Annotated in this window: 7 protein-coding genes; 4 read left to right on the top strand and 3 right to left on the bottom strand. The window is 54.6% G+C overall.

What is annotated here, in order from left to right; all coding sequences use genetic code 11:
• Positions 1-20: 20 nt before the first annotated feature.
• The 4 genes from bioD (at position 21) to Q0711_RS04615 (ending at position 3,151) form a co-directional block, all read left to right on the top strand.
• Positions 21-722, top strand: coding sequence for a dethiobiotin synthase (bioD, locus tag Q0711_RS04630; protein ID WP_366519087.1), 702 nt, complete (start codon positions 21-23; stop codon positions 720-722).
• A 94-nt stretch (positions 723-816) separates the two neighbouring features.
• Positions 817-1,377 (top strand): glutathione S-transferase family protein, encoded by a 561-nt coding sequence (locus Q0711_RS04625; protein ID WP_298615249.1) that lies wholly within the window; start codon positions 817-819, stop codon positions 1,375-1,377.
• Positions 1,374-1,832, top strand: coding sequence for a DUF3531 family protein (locus Q0711_RS04620; RefSeq protein ID WP_298615246.1), 459 nt, complete (start codon positions 1,374-1,376; stop codon positions 1,830-1,832). The genes Q0711_RS04625 and Q0711_RS04620 overlap by 4 nt, the downstream gene beginning before the upstream one ends.
• Positions 1,823-3,151 (top strand): 16S rRNA (cytosine(967)-C(5))-methyltransferase, encoded by a 1,329-nt coding sequence (locus tag Q0711_RS04615; RefSeq protein ID WP_298975896.1) that lies wholly within the window; start codon positions 1,823-1,825, stop codon positions 3,149-3,151. The genes Q0711_RS04620 and Q0711_RS04615 overlap by 10 nt, the downstream gene beginning before the upstream one ends.
• Here Q0711_RS04615 and Q0711_RS04610 read toward each other — a convergent pair.
• The 3 genes from Q0711_RS04610 to lysS form a co-directional block, all read right to left on the bottom strand.
• Positions 3,123-3,929 carry a CPBP family intramembrane glutamic endopeptidase gene (locus Q0711_RS04610; RefSeq protein ID WP_298615242.1) on the bottom strand — a complete coding sequence of 269 codons (807 nt, stop codon included), beginning with the start codon at positions 3,927-3,929 and terminating at the stop codon, positions 3,123-3,125. The genes Q0711_RS04615 and Q0711_RS04610 overlap by 29 nt on opposite strands.
• A 28-nt stretch (positions 3,930-3,957) precedes the next feature.
• On the bottom strand, positions 3,958-4,239 hold the full coding sequence (gene clpS, locus Q0711_RS04605) for an ATP-dependent Clp protease adapter ClpS (protein ID WP_298615240.1): 282 nt from the start codon (positions 4,237-4,239) through the stop codon (positions 3,958-3,960).
• A 75-nt stretch (positions 4,240-4,314) separates the two neighbouring features.
• The coding region (gene lysS, locus Q0711_RS04600) for a lysine--tRNA ligase (protein ID WP_299041779.1) at positions 4,315-5,169 on the bottom strand (855 nt) is incomplete at its 5' end.

The raw sequence follows: 5,169 nt of genomic DNA, 5'->3' as shown, positions 1-5,169 counted from the left end.
CATTTTCACATTAGGGGGGAATTACCATTTCTCAGCATTGCCAGTCCCTACTGATTACAGGTGTTGATACGGGTGTGGGCAAAACAATGATTACACGGGCACTATGGTCCTACGCCCATCGCTATCGTTCCCAAGAACGTTGGGGCATTTTTAAGCCGATGCAGAGCGGGACTGCGGTCGAGATCGGGGACGGGGACTATTACTGCCAAACGCTGCCTTTAGAACAAACAGCCAGTGAAGTGTGCCCCCTCAGTTTTACGGCGCCCCTTGCGCCTCCCATTGCAGCCGAATTGGAACAGCGCACGATTGATTTGGTGCCTGTGTGGCAAACTTACCGGCAGCTTCAGGAGCGCTTTGATTATCTTTTAGTCGAAGGGATTGGCGGTCTAGGGTCACCGATGACTTGGGAGTGGACGGTGGCAGATCTGGCGGCCGCTTGGAAGTTGCCCATTGTCTTGGTGGCAACGGTGCGCCTAGGGGCGATCGCCCAAGTTGTGGCCAATGTGGCCCTTGCCCGGCAGTACAAGCTGGACATTCGCGGTGTGATTCTCAACTGCGTCAACCCCTGTAGCGACACGGATATTGCGCAGTGGACACCGCCAGAATTTCTCAGCCGTTTCACCCAAGTGCCCGTGCTGGGGGTGCTGCCCTGTGGTCAACACTCCAATGAGGAGTTGGCGGAAAGGGTGGCTGAATGGCCGCTGGAACTGCTTTGGCGTTGAGGACGGTGAGGCAAGCAATCATTTTGAAACCGATCAAAGCGCATAATAAAAGTGATTTAGATTGAATTGACACACCGATCGCTGCAACTGACCTATGCTTAAGCTCTATGGCGGTGCCAAATCCCGTGCCAGCATTGTTCGCTGGTATCTAGAAGAATTGGGAATTCCCTATGAATTTGTGCTGATCGATCTGCAAGCAGGGGAGCAGCAGCAGCCCGACTTTCTCAAACTCAACCCCATGGGCAAAGTTCCTGTGATCGTAGATGGCGATGTGGTGCTGTGGGAATCGGGAGCAATTTTGCTTTATCTGGCTCAAGTCCACGGTGAATTGCCCAAGGATGCGGCGGCGGCTGCCCAAGTCTATCAGTGGGTGCTGTTTGCCAATTCCACGTTGACACAGGCAATGCTTCCGCCTGAAAATCGCGATCGCCAACTGCCTCGCCTCCTTAAGGGGATTGAGACGGCCCTCACAGGGCACTCCTACATTCTGGGCAATGACTTCTCGGTGGCCGATGTTGCCCTGGGGTCAGTGCTGGCCTATCTTCAGATGCTCTTTCAGGTGGATTTAAGTCCCTATCCGGCGGTGGCGGACTACGTCGCTCGCTTGCAACAACGACCTGCATTCCAGAAGGGCCTAATGGGAGCTTCGGCATGAATGTCATCTTTCGCGAAGTAAATCCCTTTGATTTATGGATTTGGGTGGAATTTGCCGCACCCCCTTCGTCCGTTGAGCAGCAGTACCTTGAGGAAGTCTTTAACTCGTGGTTTTTCCTAGGGAAATTGGGGGGATTTAATGCCGAAAACCTACAGGTGCAGGAGACGGGGTTAGACCTCAGTTACCTAGAGTATGATCGCGCCCAAGCGGAGAGTTCAATGATGGCGGTAATGCACAATATGGGCGAGTTTGAGTACAACGATCGCTGGGCACGCTGCTGGTTTGATTTGGGCACCAGTGATGCGTTGGCCTTGGATGTGCTGATTAACGCCCTTAGCCAATTTAGTGAGGACTATGTGTCCCTAAAAACTCTAGTGATTGGCGGCGACAACCCCGAATGGCCGATCGCCACCAGTGAACAGCGGGAAAGGATTGAACAATCGGCGTGGAACTAAGTGCCCGTCGTCTTGCCCTTGAGGCTCTAGAGCAGGTGGCCAAGGGTACCTATGCCGATGTGGCACTCCATCGGATTCTGCAGCAGTATGCCCTCAAGGGGGGCGATCGCGCTCTGGTCACTGAACTGGTCTATGGCAGTGTTCGCCAACAGCGCACCCTAGATACCCTAATTCAGGGGTTTTGCCACAAAGTGCCTCCCCTAGCGGTACGGCTGGTGCTGCGCCTCGGCCTCTACCAACTGCGCTACCTGGATCGCATTCCCCCCCATGCCGCCGTGCACAGCAGCGTGGAACTGGTCAAAGAAATGGGCTGGGGCCACTTTGCCCCCCTGGTGAATGGGGTCTTGCGCCGCTATAGCCGCTCCCCCACCGATCCCCTGCCCGCCCTAATTGCTGACCTGCCGTTGGTGTCTCAACTGGGATGCCACTATAGTTTTCCCGATGACCTGGTTGGCGCTTGGTTAGAACGTTTGGGAGAGCGAGAATGTATTGCCCTCTGTGAATGGTTTAATCGGCCGCCGCGTCTAGATTTGCGCCTTAATCCGCTGCGCACCACCCCTGACCAACTGATTGCCGACTTTGCGGCGGCAGGCTACGGGTTGCAGCCAATTCCCCACTTGCCCCAAGGACTGATGCTGCCCCACTGTGGCCAAGCCATGTCGGAACTTCCTCGCTACACTGAAGGGCACTGGTCGGTTCAGGATCGGGCGGCGCAATGGGTCGGTCATCTCTTGGATCCGCAGCCGGGTGAAGTGGTCATTGATGCCTGTGCTGCCCCCGGCGGCAAAACCACCCATATTGCTGAGTTGATGGCAGATCACGGCCGTGTCATTGCCTGCGATCGCGCTCCCAGTCGTCTGCGGAAGTTGGAGCACAATCGCGATCGCCTGGGCTTGAGGAGCATTGAAATTTACACCCTTGATAGTGCAACGGCTGAGGACTTTCTAGAAGTGGGCGATCGCGTACTTTTGGATGTACCCTGCTCCGCCACAGGAACGCTGCACCGCCATGCCGATGCCCGCTGGCAACCCTTGAGAACCCGCTTGGGTGAACTATTGCCCCTACAGGCTCAGCTTTTGGCCAATGTTTCTCGCTGGGTAAAACCTCAGGGTCTATTGGTTTATGCCACCTGTAGCCTAGAAGCGGCAGAAAATGAAGTCCAGATTCAGCAGTTTCTCTCCTCCCATCCCCACTGGCATATTGAACCGCCCCCTCCCGACTTTCCCCTAAAGGCCGCCCCCGAAGGTTGGATTACGGTGTGGCCCCAGCAACAGGATATGGACGGTTTTTTTATGGTGCGGTTGCGACGCGATAGCTAAGTCCCAAGGCAACCAGTACCAAGAGACAAACGCCCATCAAGCCAGCGATTGGGTTACCGTTAACCCCCGTTAGCCACTCTGGGGCTACGCCGGTATAGCTCACTAAGTTGCCGGCATTAACGCCAAAATAGGCCCACACCAACCCCCCATGGAGTCCCATGGGAAAACCCAGCCGCCCCCCAAAAGCCCATTTACTTAATCCGAGAATCCAGCCCAAGAGCGCCAAGCCAAAAAATTGCGGCCATGTGGCCAAAATAACCTCCAAAGGATGCAGATAATGCAATGCCGCAAAAATCAGGCCATTGAGCAACAAGGCAAACCACGGTTGGTACTCTAGCTCCAGCTCCTGTAATAGCCAGCCGCGAAAGAGTAATTCTTCGGCAAAGCCCACAGCGACACCGGTTAGGGCGCCATTCAACAGCAGCAGACCAAAGCGATCCGGTAGCCCCTGCCACGTCACCCAGCCGAGGAGTCCCTCTATTAGGAATAACAGGGCAACTAGAATGACACCCCCGAACCAACCCCCTAGGGCATCCCGTCCAAAGAGCCAACCCCCCTTGAGGCCATAAAACCCAAGGGGCGATCGCTGTTGGTGCACCCGCCGCCCCCAGACTCGCAGCAAGAGAATAAAGATAAGGTACAGTAGCCCCATGTTGACAAAGCTAGCTGCACCGCCCTCTCCCCAGAAAAAATAGATACTCAAACCCAAGGGCAGCCACAGCAGCAGCAGCGTCAAGGCAAAACTCAAGAGGCGAAGCCAAAAGGGGCGGCGGATCATCTGCCGCCAAAACTGTGAAAAAAGTGGCCTATTCAGCGGGTTCAATGGTGCTTGTCAGCCCTGCCATTTTCAGGCCTTCACAGTAAAATTCAGCGTGCTCAAGGGCACAGGTAATTACCAAGGCCACCCCTGTCGTGTGCGCCTCCATCATAATATCCACAGCTTGGGGTTGGGTGAGGCTTGGCACCGTCTTCAGTAGTACCTCCACCACATACTCCATGGAGTTCACATTGTCGTTGTGAAGCAGCACACGATAGCGAGGAGCCAACTTGCGAACGGTTGCTGGTTTCTCAATAGTCTGCACTGACATTGTTGGCCGTACCTCCATTTAGTGGAAGTTGAGTATGGACTTTAGTAAATTATGCTTAAGATTTTAGCAAACCCATCACAGTTGCCCAGTTGTCCCTTCAGGGCGCAGGAGTGGGAAAGCAATCACATCACGGATACTTGGCGAATCCGTCAGCAGCATCACCAAGCGGTCAATGCCAATCCCTAACCCTCCTGTGGGCGGCATTCCATATTCTAAGGCCGTGAGAAAATCTTCATCAACACCGTGGGCTTCCAAATCCCCAGCCGCCTTGCGCCGCGCCTGCTCCTCCAAGCGCTGCCGTTGATCCAAAGGATCCGTTAACTCCGAAAAACTATTGGCGTGTTCGCGACCGACGATAAATAATTCAAATCGCTCCACCAGTCCCGGTTGGCTGCGGTGAGCCTTAGCCAGCGGTGAAATCTCCACAGGGTAGTCAAGCACAAATGTGGGCTGAATCAGGGTAGGTTCAACGGTTTGCTCAAAGACTTCGTTGAGTACTCGCCCAATTGTGTCACAGGCGTCTAGGTCTTTTACCCCCACCTTTTGAGCTGCTTGCTTCGCTGCGGTCAGATCGCCCAACTGGCGAAAATCAATACCGGTTACCTCCGCCACTGCATCGTGCATGGTTACTCGGCGCCACGGGGGCGTCAGATCAATCGTTTGCCCCTGATAGGGAATCTTGAGGGTACCCAGCACCTCCTTTGCCGCTGTGGTAATAATTGCCTCTGTTAGAGCCATCATATCGTGGTAGTCGGCGTAGGCCTGATAGACCTCGATGGAGGTAAATTCAGGGTTGTGCTTGGTTGAGATGCCCTCGTTGCGGAAGATGCGCCCCAGTTCATAGACCTTCTCAAAGCCACCCACAACTAAGCGCTTCAAATGTAGCTCCGTGGCAATGCGCAAATAAAGCTGCATCTCCAATGTGTTGTG

The sequence above is a fragment of the uncultured Thermosynechococcus sp. genome, assembly GCF_937958135.1.
Lineage (GTDB): Bacteria > Cyanobacteriota > Cyanobacteriia > Thermosynechococcales > Thermosynechococcaceae > Thermosynechococcus.
Note: the sequence above shows the minus strand (reverse complement) of the source record. Positions and strands in the feature narration are given on the sequence as shown.